This is a genomic window from Stenotrophomonas maltophilia group sp. Smal12 (assembly GCF_037079935.1).
Classification (GTDB): domain Bacteria; phylum Pseudomonadota; class Gammaproteobacteria; order Xanthomonadales; family Xanthomonadaceae; genus Stenotrophomonas; species Stenotrophomonas sepilia.
In genome coordinates, this window is record NZ_JBAWUK010000010.1 from 96979 (window position 1) to 110723 (window position 13745).

Annotated in this window: 23 protein-coding genes and 3 tRNA genes; 10 read left to right on the forward strand and 16 right to left on the reverse strand. The window is 64.5% G+C overall.

The window, feature by feature from the left end:
* The first annotated feature begins 5 nt into the window (after positions 1-5).
* Together WDC87_RS06695 and WDC87_RS06700 are read left to right on the forward strand one after the other, a co-directional pair.
* On the forward strand, positions 6-734 hold the full coding sequence (locus WDC87_RS06695) for an ABC transporter ATP-binding protein (protein ID WP_252745542.1): 729 nt from the start codon (positions 6-8) through the stop codon (positions 732-734).
* On the forward strand, positions 731-1651 hold the full coding sequence (locus WDC87_RS06700; protein ID WP_252745543.1) for an HlyD family efflux transporter periplasmic adaptor subunit: 921 nt from the start codon (positions 731-733) through the stop codon (positions 1649-1651). The genes WDC87_RS06695 and WDC87_RS06700 overlap by 4 nt, the downstream gene beginning before the upstream one ends.
* 4 nt (positions 1652-1655) lie before the next feature.
* Here the strand turns inward: WDC87_RS06700 and WDC87_RS06705 are convergent, their stop codons facing one another.
* Entirely contained in the window at positions 1656-2105 is a 450-nt protein-coding gene (locus WDC87_RS06705; RefSeq protein ID WP_227837344.1) for a hypothetical protein, read from the reverse strand.
* A 133-nt stretch (positions 2106-2238) separates the two neighbouring features.
* Here WDC87_RS06705 and WDC87_RS06710 point away from each other — a divergent pair.
* From WDC87_RS06710 to WDC87_RS06725, 4 genes are all read left to right on the forward strand, one after another.
* Positions 2239-2314: transfer RNA gene (locus WDC87_RS06710), tRNA-Gly, on the forward strand.
* A 142-nt stretch (positions 2315-2456) separates the two neighbouring features.
* A tRNA-Gly gene (locus tag WDC87_RS06715) sits at positions 2457-2532 on the forward strand.
* Positions 2533-2598: 66 nt separating this feature from the next.
* Positions 2599-2672 (forward strand) — tRNA-Cys (locus tag WDC87_RS06720).
* 161 nt (positions 2673-2833) lie between these two features.
* Entirely contained in the window at positions 2834-3949 is a 1116-nt protein-coding gene (locus WDC87_RS06725; RefSeq protein ID WP_301655298.1) for a site-specific integrase, read from the forward strand.
* On the opposite strand, the gene WDC87_RS06730 is transcribed toward WDC87_RS06725, so the two are convergent.
* Positions 3937-4302 carry a helix-turn-helix domain-containing protein gene (locus WDC87_RS06730; RefSeq protein WP_241882520.1) on the reverse strand — a complete coding sequence of 122 codons (366 nt, stop codon included), beginning with the start codon at positions 4300-4302 and terminating at the stop codon, positions 3937-3939. The two genes, WDC87_RS06725 and WDC87_RS06730, sit on opposite strands and share 13 nt — an antisense overlap.
* On the opposite strand from WDC87_RS06730, the gene WDC87_RS06735 reads away from it, so the two are divergent.
* A complete protein-coding gene (locus WDC87_RS06735; RefSeq protein WP_301655297.1) occupies positions 4302-4964 on the forward strand; it encodes a hypothetical protein in 663 nt (220 codons plus the stop codon). The genes WDC87_RS06730 and WDC87_RS06735 overlap by 1 nt on opposite strands.
* 8 nt (positions 4965-4972) lie before the next feature.
* Here WDC87_RS06735 and WDC87_RS06740 read toward each other — a convergent pair whose 3' ends face one another.
* The 11 genes from WDC87_RS06740 to WDC87_RS06790 form a co-directional block, all read right to left on the reverse strand.
* Positions 4973-7057 carry a DNA cytosine methyltransferase gene (locus WDC87_RS06740; RefSeq protein WP_301655300.1) on the reverse strand — a complete coding sequence of 695 codons (2085 nt, stop codon included), beginning with the start codon at positions 7055-7057 and terminating at the stop codon, positions 4973-4975.
* Entirely contained in the window at positions 7050-7748 is a 699-nt protein-coding gene (locus WDC87_RS06745) for a hypothetical protein (RefSeq protein WP_301655296.1), read from the reverse strand. The genes WDC87_RS06740 and WDC87_RS06745 overlap by 8 nt, the downstream gene beginning before the upstream one ends.
* A complete protein-coding gene (locus WDC87_RS06750) occupies positions 7745-8137 on the reverse strand; it encodes a hypothetical protein (protein ID WP_301655295.1) in 393 nt (130 codons plus the stop codon). Before WDC87_RS06750 ends, WDC87_RS06745 begins: the two co-directional genes overlap by 4 nt.
* 7 nt (positions 8138-8144) lie before the next feature.
* Positions 8145-8633, reverse strand: a complete 489-nt coding sequence (locus WDC87_RS06755; RefSeq protein ID WP_301655294.1) for a hypothetical protein — start codon at positions 8631-8633, stop codon at positions 8145-8147.
* Positions 8630-8869, reverse strand: a complete 240-nt coding sequence (locus WDC87_RS06760; protein WP_301655293.1) for a hypothetical protein — start codon at positions 8867-8869, stop codon at positions 8630-8632. The genes WDC87_RS06755 and WDC87_RS06760 overlap by 4 nt, the downstream gene beginning before the upstream one ends.
* Positions 8866-9192: a hypothetical protein gene (locus tag WDC87_RS06765; protein ID WP_301655292.1), complete on the reverse strand. Its 327-nt coding sequence runs from the start codon at positions 9190-9192 to the stop codon at positions 8866-8868. The genes WDC87_RS06760 and WDC87_RS06765 overlap by 4 nt, the downstream gene beginning before the upstream one ends.
* Complete coding sequence (locus WDC87_RS06770) at positions 9189-9461, reverse strand: hypothetical protein (protein ID WP_043402296.1); 273 nt, start codon at positions 9459-9461, stop codon at positions 9189-9191. Before WDC87_RS06770 ends, WDC87_RS06765 begins: the two co-directional genes overlap by 4 nt.
* 15 nt (positions 9462-9476) lie before the next feature.
* Positions 9477-9725: a hypothetical protein gene (locus tag WDC87_RS06775; RefSeq protein ID WP_301655291.1), complete on the reverse strand. Its 249-nt coding sequence runs from the start codon at positions 9723-9725 to the stop codon at positions 9477-9479.
* Between the two features lie 74 nt (positions 9726-9799).
* Entirely contained in the window at positions 9800-9949 is a 150-nt protein-coding gene (locus tag WDC87_RS06780; protein ID WP_153856539.1) for a hypothetical protein, read from the reverse strand.
* Positions 9946-10200 carry a hypothetical protein gene (locus tag WDC87_RS06785; RefSeq protein ID WP_301655290.1) on the reverse strand — a complete coding sequence of 85 codons (255 nt, stop codon included), beginning with the start codon at positions 10198-10200 and terminating at the stop codon, positions 9946-9948. Before WDC87_RS06785 ends, WDC87_RS06780 begins: the two co-directional genes overlap by 4 nt.
* Positions 10197-10421 carry a hypothetical protein gene (locus tag WDC87_RS06790; RefSeq protein ID WP_043402292.1) on the reverse strand — a complete coding sequence of 75 codons (225 nt, stop codon included), beginning with the start codon at positions 10419-10421 and terminating at the stop codon, positions 10197-10199. The genes WDC87_RS06785 and WDC87_RS06790 overlap by 4 nt, the downstream gene beginning before the upstream one ends.
* A gap of 263 nt (positions 10422-10684) precedes the next feature.
* On the opposite strand from WDC87_RS06790, the gene WDC87_RS06795 reads away from it, so the two are divergent.
* Positions 10685-11206 carry a DUF4124 domain-containing protein gene (locus WDC87_RS06795; RefSeq protein ID WP_301655299.1) on the forward strand — a complete coding sequence of 174 codons (522 nt, stop codon included), beginning with the start codon at positions 10685-10687 and terminating at the stop codon, positions 11204-11206.
* Positions 11207-11245: 39 nt separating this feature from the next.
* On the opposite strand, the gene WDC87_RS06800 is transcribed toward WDC87_RS06795, so the two are convergent.
* From WDC87_RS06800 to WDC87_RS06810, 3 genes are all read right to left on the reverse strand, one after another.
* Positions 11246-11560 (reverse strand): hypothetical protein, encoded by a 315-nt coding sequence (locus WDC87_RS06800; RefSeq protein ID WP_239669986.1) that lies wholly within the window; start codon positions 11558-11560, stop codon positions 11246-11248.
* Positions 11532-12086, reverse strand: a complete 555-nt coding sequence (locus WDC87_RS06805) for a hypothetical protein (protein WP_239669987.1) — start codon at positions 12084-12086, stop codon at positions 11532-11534. Before WDC87_RS06805 ends, WDC87_RS06800 begins: the two co-directional genes overlap by 29 nt.
* Before the next feature lie 225 nt (positions 12087-12311).
* Positions 12312-12542: a hypothetical protein gene (locus WDC87_RS06810; RefSeq protein WP_049423629.1), complete on the reverse strand. Its 231-nt coding sequence runs from the start codon at positions 12540-12542 to the stop codon at positions 12312-12314.
* 68 nt (positions 12543-12610) lie between these two features.
* Here WDC87_RS06810 and WDC87_RS06815 point away from each other — a divergent pair, with 68 nt between their 5' ends.
* Complete coding sequence (locus WDC87_RS06815) at positions 12611-13141, forward strand: hypothetical protein (RefSeq protein ID WP_049423631.1); 531 nt, start codon at positions 12611-12613, stop codon at positions 13139-13141.
* 88 nt (positions 13142-13229) lie between these two features.
* Complete coding sequence (locus WDC87_RS06820) at positions 13230-13373, forward strand: hypothetical protein (protein ID WP_221928378.1); 144 nt, start codon at positions 13230-13232, stop codon at positions 13371-13373.
* Positions 13374-13745: the final 372 nt, after the last annotated feature.

Genomic DNA, 13745 nt, shown 5'->3' on the forward strand with positions numbered 1-13745 from the left:
GGCCGATGACTTCCACACGCGCCATCGCCCCGACCCTGCAGGCCGAAGCATTGGAAAAAGGCTTCATGTCCGGTGATGTGCAGGTGCCGGTGCTGCGTGGCCTGTCGCTGGACATCTATCCCGGCGAGCTGACCCTGGTATCCGGCCCGTCCGGCTGCGGCAAGAGCACGCTGCTGTCGCTGCTGTCCGGCCTGTCCGCACCCGATGGCGGTCGCGTGCACGCGCTGGGCCAGGACGTGGGTCACATGACCCGCAGTGAAGTGGAGCGTTTCCGCCTGCACCATGTCGGCTTCGTGTTCCAGGGCTTCAACCTGTTCCCGGCACTGACCGCGCTGGAGCAGGTGCAGCTGCCACTGGGCTACCGCGGCATGCGCAATCGCGAAAGCGAGCCGCTGGCCCGCCAGGCGGTGGAAGAAGTCGGCCTCAGCCATCGCAGCCACATGCGCCCGGCGCAGCTGTCCGGTGGCGAGAAACAGCGCGTCGCTGTCGCCCGCGCGTTCGCCAAGTCGCCGACGTTGATCTTCGCAGACGAACCCACCAGCGCGCTGGACGCCGAGAACGGTCAGCGCGTGATCGACATCCTGCATCGCTACGCACGCGCGCAGGGCGCCACCGTGCTGTGCGTGAGCCACGATCCGCGCCTGATCCGGCATGCCGATCGGGTGATCGCCATGGAAGACGGCATGGTCCGTGATGACCGCCGCCAGAACGAAACCGTAGAGTCCGCCCCATGACCAAGACGTCGCACCTGCTCCCCCTCAGCCTGGCCCTGTCCGCGGCACTGCTGCTCGGCGCCTGTTCCAGGGAAGCGCCCACCGCCGCATCGGCCTCCTCAGGCAAGGCGGGTACTGCCGCCGACGGCAAGGTCGCCGTGGCGCGGGGCATCATTGACGTCGAAGGTGGCCTGATCGCACTGGCACCGCCGGTGGATGGCTCGATCACTACAGCGCCGGTGAAGGAAGGCGCCACGGTGAAGAAGGGGCAGCTGCTGCTGTCGCTGGATGGCGCCCTGTTGCAGCAGGAAGTGGCAATGGCCACCGCCGATCTGGCCTTGGCCAATGACCGCCTGAAGGGCAGCCAGGCGCAGCTGCGCGAACTGGAGCGCAACGCCGCCCGACTGTCCACGGGCGCCAGCGAAGGTGTGTCCTCGAACCAGCAGGCCGATGCGGCCAAACAGCAGCTGGCCGGTGTGCGTGCCGATGTCGACGTGGCCGGTGCGCAGGTCGACCTGGCGCAGCACAAGCTGGAGCACGCGAAGCTGAGACTGCAGCAGATGTCATTGAGCGCGCCGGAAGCCGGCACCGTGGTCGGCCAGGTGCCGGGCGTCGGTGCCTTCGTGCAGGCGGGCAAGCCGGTGATCTCGTTGTTGCCGGCGCGCCCGCTGCAGGTGCGCGCCGAACTCAGCGCCGCCTACGCCGATGCCGTGCAGGTGGGCATGAAGGCTACTGTCGTGCCGGATAGTGATGGTGCGGAGAACACGGGCACGCTGCCGCCTGCACGCGTGGTGCGCATCAGTCCGGTGTTCGCGCAGGCACGCCTGCCTGAAGATGCAGGGCGTGGCGTGGCCAAAGTGGTGGAGTGCGTGCTGGAGTTCGATGGGCAAGCCAAGGCGCGCTTCGGCCAGCACGTGCGGGTGGAGTTCCGGAAGTAGGTCTCTAGCGCTGCGGCGGGGGAGTCTGTGGTGACCCGCGCCGGCAGAGCGTCCGCCACGCGCTCACCGCCGACACCACGCACAGCGCCAGCAGCAATCCCACGTCCAGCAGCAGCAACCACAGCAGGTGCATGCCTTGTACCGGCGGCTGGTGCATCGCCGACAGCATCCACGGTACCGACCACACCAGCAGCAGGGCGAAGGCGAAAAGCAGGCGCAGCCACAGTCGTTTCAGTCGCCACGGCCGCACGATCAACGCGGCCACCACCAGTTCAACCGTTCCCAGCAGCGCGAACAGGATGACGGTGCTGGTCGGGTAGGGCAGCTCAGCGCCTTCCAGTCGGTGCAGCAGCCAGTAGTCCGGGGTGAAACCGGCATTGACCAGCGCGGCGATCAGCGCCAGCCAGGTCAGCGCGACCAGCAACCAGAACAGGCGGACGTAGCGTGTCGGCATCGGCGGTGTCCGTGCTTGGGCGGGGCAGCGTACCCCAACCCGGACGCTCGTGACCGCATGATGTGAAGACTGTTGACGGCGTGAAGGAATTTGGACACAATGGCGCTCCTTCGACGCAGGTCGAACGGAATCTGCGGGAATAGCTCAGTTGGTAGAGCGCAACCTTGCCAAGGTTGAGGTCGCGAGTTCGAGTCTCGTTTCCCGCTCCAGATTCTACAGGGCCCCGGTAGGGGCCTTGTTTTTCTCCCGCCCCGGCAAGGCGGGGCACGTTGGGCCACAAGGCTTTGCGCGCAGTCAGAAAGGTGAAATCGCTGGTGTGTTTTCCGGATTTCCGGTAGCATGTCGGCTTACGCGGGAATAGCTCAGTTGGTAGAGCGCAACCTTGCCAAGGTTGAGGTCGCGAGTTCGAGTCTCGTTTCCCGCTCCATGTTCCGACAGGCCCCATCTTGGGGTTTTGTCTTGTCAGGGCTGGGTTCCTGGCGCGCAGTACGTTGGCCTCATGGCAGAGTGGCTATGCACCGGATTGCAAATCCGTTTACAGCGGTTCGATTCCGCTTGAGGCCTCCAAATAAACCCCTGATTCGTCAGGGGTTTTTCTTTGCCTGACGTTTGGCGGCGCTACCCAAAATCCCCTGATTCGTCCATGAAATCATCGGTCTGCCACCCGTTTTCGGGTGGCAAACTCGCGTTAACATGTGCCGAGTGCGTTTACGTGAGTTTGAGCAGGGATGGCAACCAAGCGACGCCGGGGCGACTCCTGGCAGTACACGATCAAGCGGGCGGGACTACTGCCCCAGCCGGTCTACCTGAGCTTTGCGTCGGAGGCAGAGGGCGACGAGTATGTGCGCCGCCTCGAGGCGCTGCTCGACCGTGGGGTGGTGCCGGAGGAGCTGGCCAATACCAAGGCGGCTGCGAAGGATCTACGCAGCCAGGTCAGCGAGTATCGGAGCGCGCAGCACATCTCGGTGGACGATGAGCAACTGCTGCCTGTGCTGCTTTCGCGACTGCCGATCGGCATTACGCTGCCGCAGCTGACCTTCACCTGGGCGACCGAGTGGGTGACCACCATGAAGCGTGAGCAGAACCTTGCGCCTTCAACGATCCGGCACTACGTGGGGGCGCTTTCGCGTGCCCTGGATTGGCTGGCTGCTCACGGCGCGCTGCCAATGAATCCTCTGCGACTCCTGCCCCGGGGTTATTCGACGTACACGGCTGATGACAAGATCGCAGTGAAGCGCATAGATGGTGAAGCGAAAGCTGACCAGGAGCGCGATCGCCGGCTGGAGCCTGGTGAGGAGGAACGCATCCGCGAGATCCTCGCCGGCGCAAAGCCGCCGGGGCGGCAGCGGCCGCTCGATCTGCCGCAGCGAGAGGCGCTGATTCTAATGTTTGACATGGCGCTGGAAACCGCCATGCGCATGCGGGAGATCTACACGCTAGAGTGCAGCCAACTCGATGTGGCGCGGCGTACGATCTTCTTGGACAAGACAAAGAACGGGAGCAAGCGGCAGGTACCTATGACTTCGGTACTGCTAGCGAAGCTTGCCGCGTATGAGGGTGATTTCGAAGGCCGTCTATTCCCGTTCTGGGGAGGCGAGCGTACGCCGCTGGCCCTGCGGCGTGTATCGAGCAAGCTGTCGCGCCAGTTCGAGCGCATCTTCGTCGCAGCCGGCTGCGCGGATCTAGGCTTCCACGATCTGCGTCACGAAGCGACGAGCCGCCTGTACGAAAAGACCACGCTGACAGATATCAAGATCGCGAGCATCACTGGGCATCGCGACCCGCGACAGTTGAAGCGGTACGCGAACCTCCGCGCTTCGGATTTGGCCGATCAGCTTTGGTGATCGGCCTGCTCATAAGCGCGGAGGTCGGGAAGCTTTGTGCGGCGGGACTTGCTTGCACGTCTGGTCGGCAGTGATTCGGGCGTGTTGGCGGCAGACCGGCTCCCGATGGCCAACTTCTTGCGCTCAGCAGCTTGCCTGCGCCCTTCCGAACGTAGGAAGTCGATCAGGTCCTCACGCAGCATGACCGTGTGTTTCTGATTCAAGCGCACGGCTGGGACCTCGCCCTTATCGACCAGGTCTTTCATTGCCTCCAAGCCGAGCCGCAGCATACGTGCCGCTCCCTCAATACCCAGTGTGTCAGCGATCTCGTCTTTGAATTGCTTAGAGGTGTTGTCAATCGGAAAGTTTCTCATTGGCCTACAAACTCATGGCAAACTTCATCCCAGCAATCAGGGGGATTTCTGAAATGAGCTTTTCTGACGGGATAAGTGAGTGCTGGTGGCTTAGCGAAACCTGCGCAGTAAACTGGGACGCATGGGCCAGCATCGGCACTGTCGCGGGTGTTGTGACAGCACTCTCTGTGCCCGCTGTTAAGCGCTTCTTTGCGAGTCGACGTGTGAGTGCGATTTTCGCTGCAGCTCACGTCACGCAGCTTGAGGCGGCACAAGCAGCAATTAGGAATTTCAGTTCTGCGTACTCGTTCGCCGCGCCCTCGACGGAGTCGGCTGATAAACGCTTGGTTCTCAAGAGCGATGCCGGGCTTGCCAAGGCCGCAGAGGCGCTTGTGGAAAACCTTGCCTCCACCCGCGCTCTTGAAGTCGATCTGAGCAAATATCCTGACGTAGGTACTCTTCTTGCCGCGGACGTTTCTCGGTCTTTGTACTTCGTCAACTACATATCGAAATTGGCCGGGCTTCTTCAATATGACAGGAGTAGCGTGGAAGACGAGGTATGGATCAAGTTCTGCGTCGCGATGAATCGCAATTTGGACGACGGTCTTGCCGTGCTGGATCATGCGACCAAGGGGTGCTCGGCCGCGATCGGGCGTACATCGATTCTCAAGCGGTTCCGCTAGGTCGCCGATCACGCTGCAACCGCCATGCCAGTCGGGACCTGGTCCAAGTTGGCCTCTGCGATCGCGAACATGGGTGGCGGACTGACGCTGTTGCCGCACATGCGCACCTGCGCCGTCGTCTTGAGCACGGTGCCGTCGGCGGTGCGGTCGATGATGTAGGTCACCGGGAATCCCTGCGCACGGAACAGCTCGTGCGGTTTGAGCATTCGCAGGCCGATATCCACGATCACGTAGGGCGTGCCCTTGATGACCACCGTGACCAGCGCCAGGCGATCTCGGGTGGTGACGGTATCCACTGGGTCCCGGAGCGTCGGCACGTTCGCGCCTGTGCCGTAGTACTTCACCAGGAACGCGGCAACTCGCAGGGCACCTGCCTCCTGCTCGGGGGACAGTTGTGCCAGCTCCGCCTCCGCCACCGCATGCCCGCCATTGCCACTGGCAGTGACCGTGCCGACCGGTGAGCGAGCATCCTTGCTGCCAGTTCCCCAGCGTTGGACGCCGCCAGTTCGACCTTCGCCGTGTGCGGCTTGGACCATGAAGGTACTGGATACCGCATGGTGCTCGGCCTGAGCGGCTACGGTGGTGAGCGGCGTGCGCGCATCGGCACCGACCATGTTCCTCCGCAGCGTGACCAGCGAAGCGGCGGCCACACCGAGGGCATGCGCTGCGCCGGCCGGCCTGGCTGCACCAGCACCAGAAGTGATCGTCGGCACGGGCTCGGTGGCTGCCGTGCCGATGCTGTCGCCACGGAACTTCACCAGGTGCGGCGCGGCCACGGCGTGCTTCACACCGCCCGCGACAATCGTGCCCAGCGGCTGCTGCAGGTCCAGCGCACGCGGGGCCTGGCCCTCGCGCTCGCCGTAGCCGGTCTGGACAAGCGTCGGGGATACCACCGAGAAGTGGCCACCCTTGACCCCAGCACAGACCGTGGGAAGCGGCTCGCCCGCCGGCATCGTCCGCTGGCGGCTTGCGTTCGCATGCTCGGTGAGGAACGGCGCCAGCTCCGGCGCGGCCAGCATCAGCTCGCCGCGATTGGCGGCGGTGATGGTGCGCATGAGATCGCGCACTCCATGCACGCGATCGCTGCCCTGGTGCGTTGCAGGGACGATGAAGGGATCGGCCGAGTTGATGACGTGGCGCATGACGCCCTTGGCGATGCGGCGCATGGTGGCGTCGGCCAGCGGCCGGTCCCGAGTAAAGATGGACGGGCAGGGAATCGAGAAGTCCAGGCAGTCAGCAGCAGTCACGCGCGGCTTCTGTCCCGGGGCTGTGCCATGGGTCGGCTCGGGCCACACGATGGCCTGGCCGTCGCGGCGGCCGAGCAGGAACAGGCGTTCGCGGCTGGTGCCGGCGCCGTAATCGCTGGCCACCAGCTTGCGCCACTCCACCGCGTAGCCCAGCGCCCGTAATGCTGCAACGAACTGCCGCCAAGTGCGGCCGCTGTAACGCTTGTGGGGGATAAGAGCCTGGCGCTCGACGGGCACCCGCTCGCCCTTGTCGGCGACTCGGTTGACCATGACCGGCTTACCACGCCGGAACAGCGGCCTTCCCGACTCCGGATGCACGGCCTGGACCAAGTCTAGGGTGATCACCCGGCCGGTATTACAGCAACGCTTTGCCACCAGCGGACCCCAGGTCAGGATCTGCCACACGTTCTCCATAGAGATGATGCGCGGTGCCGTGTTGGTCCCGTGCAGCCGATCAGCACGCAGCAGCTGGCCAACCCACTTCAGCACCACCCACGACAATGCGCGGGTCTTCCGGCTGCACGGCTGGCCGCCCTTGGCCTGGCTGAAGTGCGTGCAATCCGGCGAGGCATGGAACCAGCCGATGGGCCGGCCGGCCACGTCCACGCGCGGGTCGGCGTGCCAGATATCCTCGCGGTGGTGCTGGGTCAGCGGGTGGTTGGCGGCATGCATGCCGATGGCCAGTTTGTCGTGGTTGTAGGCTAGAGCGGGATCTACGCCGAGGGCCTGCTTGAGGCCCTCGCTGGCGCCGCCGCCGCCGGCGAACAGGTCGACCACGATTTCGCCTGGGCGCAGGCGAGAGCGCTGTGGCGGGGGGAAGTTGAACGAGCGGGAGCTGTCAGCCATGTGCTGCCTCCCAGGCGATGATCGCCTCGACACCAAGCGGTCGCACGAACCATGCGGCTGGGCCATCTTCGGTATCACCCAGCCACACCAGGCGCCAATCTGCGCCTGGGCCAACGGGCTGCCACGCGCGCATCTCGTCCCAGTAGCGATGGTCCCCGGTCTCCACGGCTTCTTCGGTGAAGTCGCCATACGTCACCTGCAGGTCGAAGCCCTGCGCAAGCAATAACGGTCGCAGCGATACCTCGCGACCCTCGGCCCACGCCGGCACGTCCGGATGGCACAGGATCTCGCCGTAGGCATTGCGCGCTGGGAGGCGACTCGGGTGGTACAGGCCGCGCCACGGGTCTGCCGGATCGGCCACGGTGTGTGTCTGATTCCTGACCAGCTCCAGCAGCTCGGTCGCCTGCGCCAGCCGGGCCCGGGTGGTGTCGCAGAGCGGCGTGTCGCCGTCCTGCATGCTGCTGCGCAGGGTCGACACATAGGCGGTTACGGCGGCTTCGAACACGCGCAGATCCTGCAGGCGCGGGAGGCGGTGATGCAGATCACGCAGCGCGGTGTGGGCCTGGGCGAGGGTGATGGCCTTCGCCTGGTTGGGCAGCCACACAGCCTCGACAGCGATCGCACTGATCGTTTCGAATGCGTCGCGCAGAACGGGGCAGCTCGTGGGAAGAGTAGTAAGTTTCTCGGTCATCGGCGGGCCTGCTCGAATTGGGTGTCGGTGTTGACGAACGCGCCAGAGAGCGGCGCTACCTGGGACGCCTGCTCGGCGCCAGCGGGGCGAAGAGGGAAGGGCGCGGCGTGGCGGTAGCGGCGGTTGGGGTCCGATGCGAACCTGCCGCCTTCGATGCGGATCACCTGGTACTCAGGGAACGCCTCGTCGGGCAGCGCTGCGCGTGCCTCTTCCATCAGCGTGACAAAGCGCGTCTGCCAACCGACCGGCATCGACTGCAGGGTGCGTCGCGGCACCACGTGATAGGCGGCGCGACTGAGGCCGAAGGCATGCCATGCCGGGCCATCGGAATAGGTGCTACCGGGCCTGCCGGGCTCGACCACGGTAGCTGCGTGCGATTCGCTGCTCATGCGGGCCTCAGTCGATTTCATGGGCTGCCACGCGCTCTGCATAGCTGCCATGGTTAGCCGCGTGACGGCTCATCAGCGGACGAAGCGGGGTGTGCCCCAGCACCTCGATGTGCCCGCCCGCTGCGAGGAAAGCGTCCAGGTCGTCGGCCAGCTGCTGTCGGTCCAGTTCCCGGTGTCGGATCGTGGTCGCCGCGTCACTGACGCCTGTAAGCGGACCTGGCGCGCAGGTCGGCTGCACTCGGACAGGTGCCGCGCGCAGCGGGGCGATCGCATGTTGCGTGTGGCTGGAGAGACGCCAGATACCGCGCACGCCGGAGCGGTGGCAGATCGCCTGGCCGCTGCGCGCCAGCCCCTTTAGCGTGTAGCCGATGGCCTGGTGGGTGCCGTTGATGCGGCCAGCGGTCTTGATCTGCTCGACCGTGGCGCCTTGGGGGAACATGGACAGGACCCTGCGCACTTCGGCAGCGCGGCCGGTCTGCTGTGGGCGGGCGCTCATGCGCGGGCCCCTGCAATCAGTTCGCGCATGGCCCAACCGTGCTGCATCACCTTGGATGAGCTGTCGGCGACAGCGTCAGGGTTCTCGGTCAGGACCAGCGTGTTGTCCAACGGATAGGTGCTGTGCCCATCCCAGTCTTCAATCACGGCCTGCAGGCCGAAGTGTTCGCGCAGCTCCTGCGCGTTGGCGTTCTTGCCGCACAGGTGCGGCCCATAGATCACAACAGAACGGCTCATGCCGAGATTCCTCGCGTGCGGCGCGTAGCGCGGTTGATGGGGGAAGTCGACCGAACGCGCACGCCCTGGCGGTCGAGCCAGCGGTGCGCGGCCTGTGCGGCAAGTCGGTTGAGGGAGAACGTGACGCCGCCGAGGGTGAGCGAGTGGTGCGATACCCCCACGCTCCGGCTGGCGCTGGCGGCGACCTTCAGGAGCAACTCGCGGGGCGCGGCGGTGTAAAGGCCGGCCCATAGCCAGCCCTGGCACACCATCAGGACGAGCGACTCGCCCTGATGACCGGTGGCGAACTGCTGCTCCACAGGCAGCGTGGTTTGCACGCTCATGCCGTGAGTGCCAGGTCGCGCGCCTTGGCAATCTCGGCCTCGGCGGCAGCGATGCCAGTGGCGGTCAAGGTAGCCTTGCGCGGCAGCTGCGGGTCGTCGTATCGGATCAGCACGCGCTCATCCAGCCAGTTCATGACGCGGCGCGTGAACAGCTTCTCGGGGCGGTTGCGGGGCGCGAATCCGTTGGCGGTGCGGTGGAGGGTGAGGTCGGAAGCGCCATGCGCTGCGAGCAACGCGGCTTTTTCCTTCGGCTTCAGTGGAGCGGCCATGGGCAGTTCTCCTGGTCAGGCGGCGATGGGCGTGGAAGGGGAAGCGGCAGCGATCTCGGCAAGTACTTCGCCGCGATGGCGGGCGAGCAGGGAGATCGGGATGCGCAGGTGGACAAGGCTCGGATCGGTCCAGCGCAGCTCGGCCAGCGCGGCCTTTTCCACCGGTACCGGACGCGTGGCCAGGCCACACCGATGGCATTCGATGTGCAGCAGCGGCGGGCAGGGCGCGCCCAGGCGATGGCCGGTAGGGGCGCCTTCGGTCACGACGAGTTGCGGTCGATGGCCGGGCGCGCACAGGGGCACTGAGTCGGGAAGCGGGCGAGCGGTCTGGCGCATGGTCAGCCCCTCACCGAAGTGCTGAGCGTCCAGCGCGCCTTGGCCGCATCACGGTCGGCGTTCGCCTGGTTGATCTCGGCGATGCGCAGCGGAACGACAACCGCGGCCAACAGCGCGACAGCTGCCCAGGCGAGGCGGAGACGCCGGCTCATACGACACCTGCCTGCACAACGGCGAGGGTGCCGTCACGGGTGATCCCTGGACGCCCGCCCGTTGCCTCGCACAGAGCCTGCTGCAGGTCGAGAGCGTCCTCTTGCCAGAATTGAGCGGCGTCTTCTGCTCGCCGCAGCTGTTCCCGAAGCCGCTCATTCTCGACAGCCAAACGTGCGGCCTCTGCGCAGAGCTGGCTGAACGCCAAGCGATCGAGACGGCGCCAGATCGCGCCTGCAGTACGTGCGCTCATGCCCGCACCTCGGCCGACAGGTCCCGTGAGCAAGCTTCCAGGCGGAGGCTGGCGACCCCCATGCGCCGCGAGCGGCGCAGCTGGTTGCGGCTGTGTTCGCCCTTGCTACGAACCCACAGGGTCCGGGCGGTGCTGTGATCGCGTGCTGCCACTGCCCGCAGCGCCTTCACGGCCAACAGCGGCAGCAGGCAGGGGCTTGGATCGGCGTAGCGATGAGACATGGCGCGCTCCTGTTCGAAGGAGGGCGCCGGCGGGTCAGTGGCCGAGGGGGCGGCTACTGCCGGTCAGGGGAGTGGCCGGCAAGGTGGCGACCCGCCGGTCGCCCGCCGGTCGTTGGCCGGCGAGGCAATTTATCCCACAGCTAAATTGTCATTGCAATAGCTGTGAGCTAAATTTTCGTCAGGGGCTGAAAAAGGGAAGGGCACGCCTGATAATTCCCAGGCATACAGGTGCCAGGGAGGCTGCGATGTTTAACAGGTTGGTGATGCTGGGGGTTGCGCTTGTAGTTTCGCCTTGGGCTTCGGCAGAGGTGTTCAAGTGCAAGGGGGCAGCCGGGGAGACGGTCTACTCGCAAGCCCCGTGTTCCGCAGGCGCAGCGCCGATGAAGCTGCGCTCCAATCGAGCTTCTACAGAGAGTGCGGGCGAGGCTGCCAATCGTGCGGCGGTGTATCAGACGACAGAGCTCGCAGATGCTGGCATCTCCGAACGGAACTGCTTGTCCACGGAGCAAAGTCGGATTTACGGCCCGGTCAACGCCCGGGGGCAGGATGTGTCACGTCAGATCGCTGCGCTAAATCGTGAACTGGCTACTGCAAGGAATAACCTTGCCGGCGCCACCTATGCGTCTGGAATAAGGTCTCAGATTGCTAGCCTGCAGCAGGCCCAGACAGCCGACAGGATCTCTGCAGATAGCCAGATGGCCGAGGCTAGGAAGCGATGCGGCGACGCACGTGCTGAGCGAGAACGAGTCACGCGGGAAAAATACTCAGGTGCCGGCACACCATAGATGTGGGCGCGTTGCGCGCCCACTTGCTTTGCTTCAGGGTCACGCGTCCTGGATGGAAACATCTCGGATGAAGCCAGCTTCATCCAAAGGAACTCCGTCCATGCAGCATTCTCTGGCGGCTTCCATTTCTCGATGCAGACGCACCAGCGCGTCGTTCTCAAGGCAATCGATGCCTGGCGTGTTGAATGTTGCTTGGTCGATCAAGCAGCCCAAGTTGTAGTGATCGCGGAGCCAGCGGATACGCCGGAGAATGCTGTCTCGCGTTACGTTATCGATGGTTGATGGCCTAGGTGCTTCGACTAAGCGGAGCTTGGGCTTTTGCCCGTCACGCCTTGCGACGCGTTGTGCGATCACCTGAGCCAATGCTTCGAGCGTCCCGGCGGCCGGGGGTTCCTTCTTCTGCTTCTCCATCCTTCTCCCTGAGCCTTTGTGCAAGCGCCTTGCTGAAGTCGATCAGGTTGTCGGGAGTTACCGTTGCCTCACCCCGCTGGTATAGGTACTCGTAGGCATAAGCCAGTGGCGTACCGTCTTCTTCGTTGCTGAAGTCATCAATCCCGAGGTTGGCGAACGTTAGCCTCACGAGCCTGATCGCGGAGGCGATGATCTCAGGGTCGATTCGCAGATCCTGAGAACCAGCAGGGGCCCCAGCACCAGCGTCGTCGTCGGACCTCGGCTGGTCCAGCCAGCCATGGGATAGCCCGGCCGCGCGTTCGATCTTGCGCGCAACGTCATCCCCCATCTTCTTGCCGCTCAATAGCTGGTTCAGATAGGAAGGCGCCATGTCCAGGTGGATGGCGATCGCTTTTTGCGTCCCCAACTGGGGTTTGAGCGTGGCGACCAGGGCCTGGAGGTTGAGGTGTCTGGCGGTGATGGCATCCATACGGCAAGCGTAGCTAGTAGCTAAACGCCGAAGTTGCGCTGCGTGCTTGACATTAACGTTTAGCTCGGGGCTAAATACTGGCCCTATGGACCTACTCACCTTCATTTCGGACCCCGAACGTAAGCGGCGCCTCGCTGCCTTGACCGGCAGTTCTGAGGGATACCTGTGGCAGTGCGCGACCGGTTGGAGGAACAAGAAGCCCAGCCCAATCCTGGCGCGAAAGATTCAGCTGGCGTCAGTAGAGATCGGTGGCGAGCTTGGCTGCGAGCCTTTGGCTCTTGCTGCGATCCGCCCTGACATCTGGCCGGCTGAGACGGCATGAATCGGTCTACATACAAGAGCCTTGCGCGCCGGGGCGAACAGGACCGCGACCACGCCGCCGATGCCGGATGCGGCGTCGTAGGTGCGGATCGCGGTGAAGCGCATGCGCTGCGGGAAGCTGATGATCTCTGCCATGGCGCCAATGTTGCCCCGGCCGCAATCAGCCTTCCCACGATGATCGTTGGCCCGTTTCAGGGGGACGCATGACCTGCCTCCGCTCTGATCTTTACTGGCGGGATGCCCTGCACAACGCAGTGGCCCGCGCCCCAGGTGGTCTGCAGGATGCGGCCGCACACATCAGCAAGCGTAGGGGCAAGTCGATCTCGGCAGAGACGCTGCGCAAAAAACTGCGAGGCATCGATGGTGAGTCTATCTCCATGGAGATGGCCGAGATCCTGACGGACTACCTGCAGCAGTTCGTGGTCACGCAGGAGATTGCCACCGACTGGGTGTGCTCCCTCGCAGGTCAGTACGACCTGATGGTGGATTACGTGCCGCCACCACCCGAGGGTGGTTGGCCGAACGAGCTGGCCGCGATCCAGGCAAAGCTGCTGGAGCTGCACAAGCTGACCGGCGCGCTGGCTGGCGCCGGTATCGACGCTATGGCCGACCAGCGCTTGACCGTCCCCGAGGCGGATCGAATCCAGGACCTATCGCGCGACGTGCGAAGGCTCTGCTACCGACTGGAGCGCAATGCCTGCCGTGCTGCTGGTAAGCAGGGGATGGAGGACTGACGTGGCAACCCACCACGCCCATCGATCCCGATATCGACGGCGTGGCATAGCCAGCGCATCTGCGCGGCAAGCAATGGAACTGGCCGCCTTGGCGCTGACTGACGCGGTGCCCGGGTTGGTAGGTGAAGAAGCATTGGCGGAGCGCGAGCGCATCCGCCAGCGACAAGAGCAGCAAGACAACCGGCAGCACTGCCTGCCTTTGGGGAATCCAGATGTATCAAGCAAGCACTGATTCGGCCCCATCCCCCCGGGTGGCTTGTGAAAGGCCGCGTGCTGCCCGCGCTACTGAATCCGCCTTGGCATTGCGATCCATTCGCGATACCAGCGATGGGTCCTCCCTGGACCTGACGGACGCGGGTATTCGCACGCGCATTTCCTGGGTACATAGCGGCTCGGGAAACTACTGAATGTCTGAGAATTATGGGGATGTGCTGCAGCAGCTGCAGTCTGCCGGCCTGCTGGTCACCGAACTGGACACTGTTGGCGCGCACTTAAAACTGACCCAGGCTGCGCGTTGAACTTTGACCCACCCGGTGTACGGGGCTGAGGGTATCAGTTGGTGGTCTGGGTGGTGGCCTCCTTTGCCCTGATTCTGGCTTTGGTC

Bases quoted from the DNA above. Each gene is read 5' to 3' on its own strand.
- WDC87_RS06695 (WP_252745542.1), top strand. From the start codon at position 6: ATGACTTCCACACGCGCCATCGCCCCGACCCTGCAGGCCGAAGCATTG.
- WDC87_RS06700 (WP_252745543.1), top strand. From the start codon at position 731: ATGACCAAGACGTCGCACCTGCTCCCCCTCAGCCTGGCCCTGTCCGCG.
- WDC87_RS06705 (WP_227837344.1), bottom strand. From the start codon at position 2,105: ATGCCGACACGCTACGTCCGCCTGTTCTGGTTGCTGGTCGCGCTGACC.
- WDC87_RS06725 (WP_301655298.1), top strand. From the start codon at position 2,834: ATGGCAACCAAGCGACGCCGGGGCGACTCCTGGCAGTACACGATCAAG.
- WDC87_RS06730 (WP_241882520.1), bottom strand. From the start codon at position 4,302: ATGAGAAACTTTCCGATTGACAACACCTCTAAGCAATTCAAAGACGAG.
- WDC87_RS06740 (WP_301655300.1), bottom strand. From the start codon at position 7,057: ATGGCTGACAGCTCCCGCTCGTTCAACTTCCCCCCGCCACAGCGCTCT.
- WDC87_RS06745 (WP_301655296.1), bottom strand. From the start codon at position 7,748: ATGACCGAGAAACTTACTACTCTTCCCACGAGCTGCCCCGTTCTGCGC.
- WDC87_RS06750 (WP_301655295.1), bottom strand. From the start codon at position 8,137: ATGAGCAGCGAATCGCACGCAGCTACCGTGGTCGAGCCCGGCAGGCCC.
- WDC87_RS06755 (WP_301655294.1), bottom strand. From the start codon at position 8,633: ATGAGCGCCCGCCCACAGCAGACCGGCCGCGCTGCCGAAGTGCGCAGG.
- WDC87_RS06760 (WP_301655293.1), bottom strand. From the start codon at position 8,869: ATGAGCCGTTCTGTTGTGATCTATGGGCCGCACCTGTGCGGCAAGAAC.
- WDC87_RS06765 (WP_301655292.1), bottom strand. From the start codon at position 9,192: ATGAGCGTGCAAACCACGCTGCCTGTGGAGCAGCAGTTCGCCACCGGT.
- WDC87_RS06770 (WP_043402296.1), bottom strand. From the start codon at position 9,461: ATGGCCGCTCCACTGAAGCCGAAGGAAAAAGCCGCGTTGCTCGCAGCG.
- WDC87_RS06780 (WP_153856539.1), bottom strand. From the start codon at position 9,949: ATGAGCCGGCGTCTCCGCCTCGCCTGGGCAGCTGTCGCGCTGTTGGCC.
- WDC87_RS06785 (WP_301655290.1), bottom strand. From the start codon at position 10,200: ATGAGCGCACGTACTGCAGGCGCGATCTGGCGCCGTCTCGATCGCTTG.
- WDC87_RS06790 (WP_043402292.1), bottom strand. From the start codon at position 10,421: ATGTCTCATCGCTACGCCGATCCAAGCCCCTGCCTGCTGCCGCTGTTG.
- WDC87_RS06795 (WP_301655299.1), top strand. From the start codon at position 10,685: ATGCTGGGGGTTGCGCTTGTAGTTTCGCCTTGGGCTTCGGCAGAGGTG.
- WDC87_RS06805 (WP_239669987.1), bottom strand. From the start codon at position 12,086: ATGGATGCCATCACCGCCAGACACCTCAACCTCCAGGCCCTGGTCGCC.
- WDC87_RS06810 (WP_049423629.1), bottom strand. From the start codon at position 12,542: ATGGCAGAGATCATCAGCTTCCCGCAGCGCATGCGCTTCACCGCGATC.
- WDC87_RS06815 (WP_049423631.1), top strand. From the start codon at position 12,611: ATGACCTGCCTCCGCTCTGATCTTTACTGGCGGGATGCCCTGCACAAC.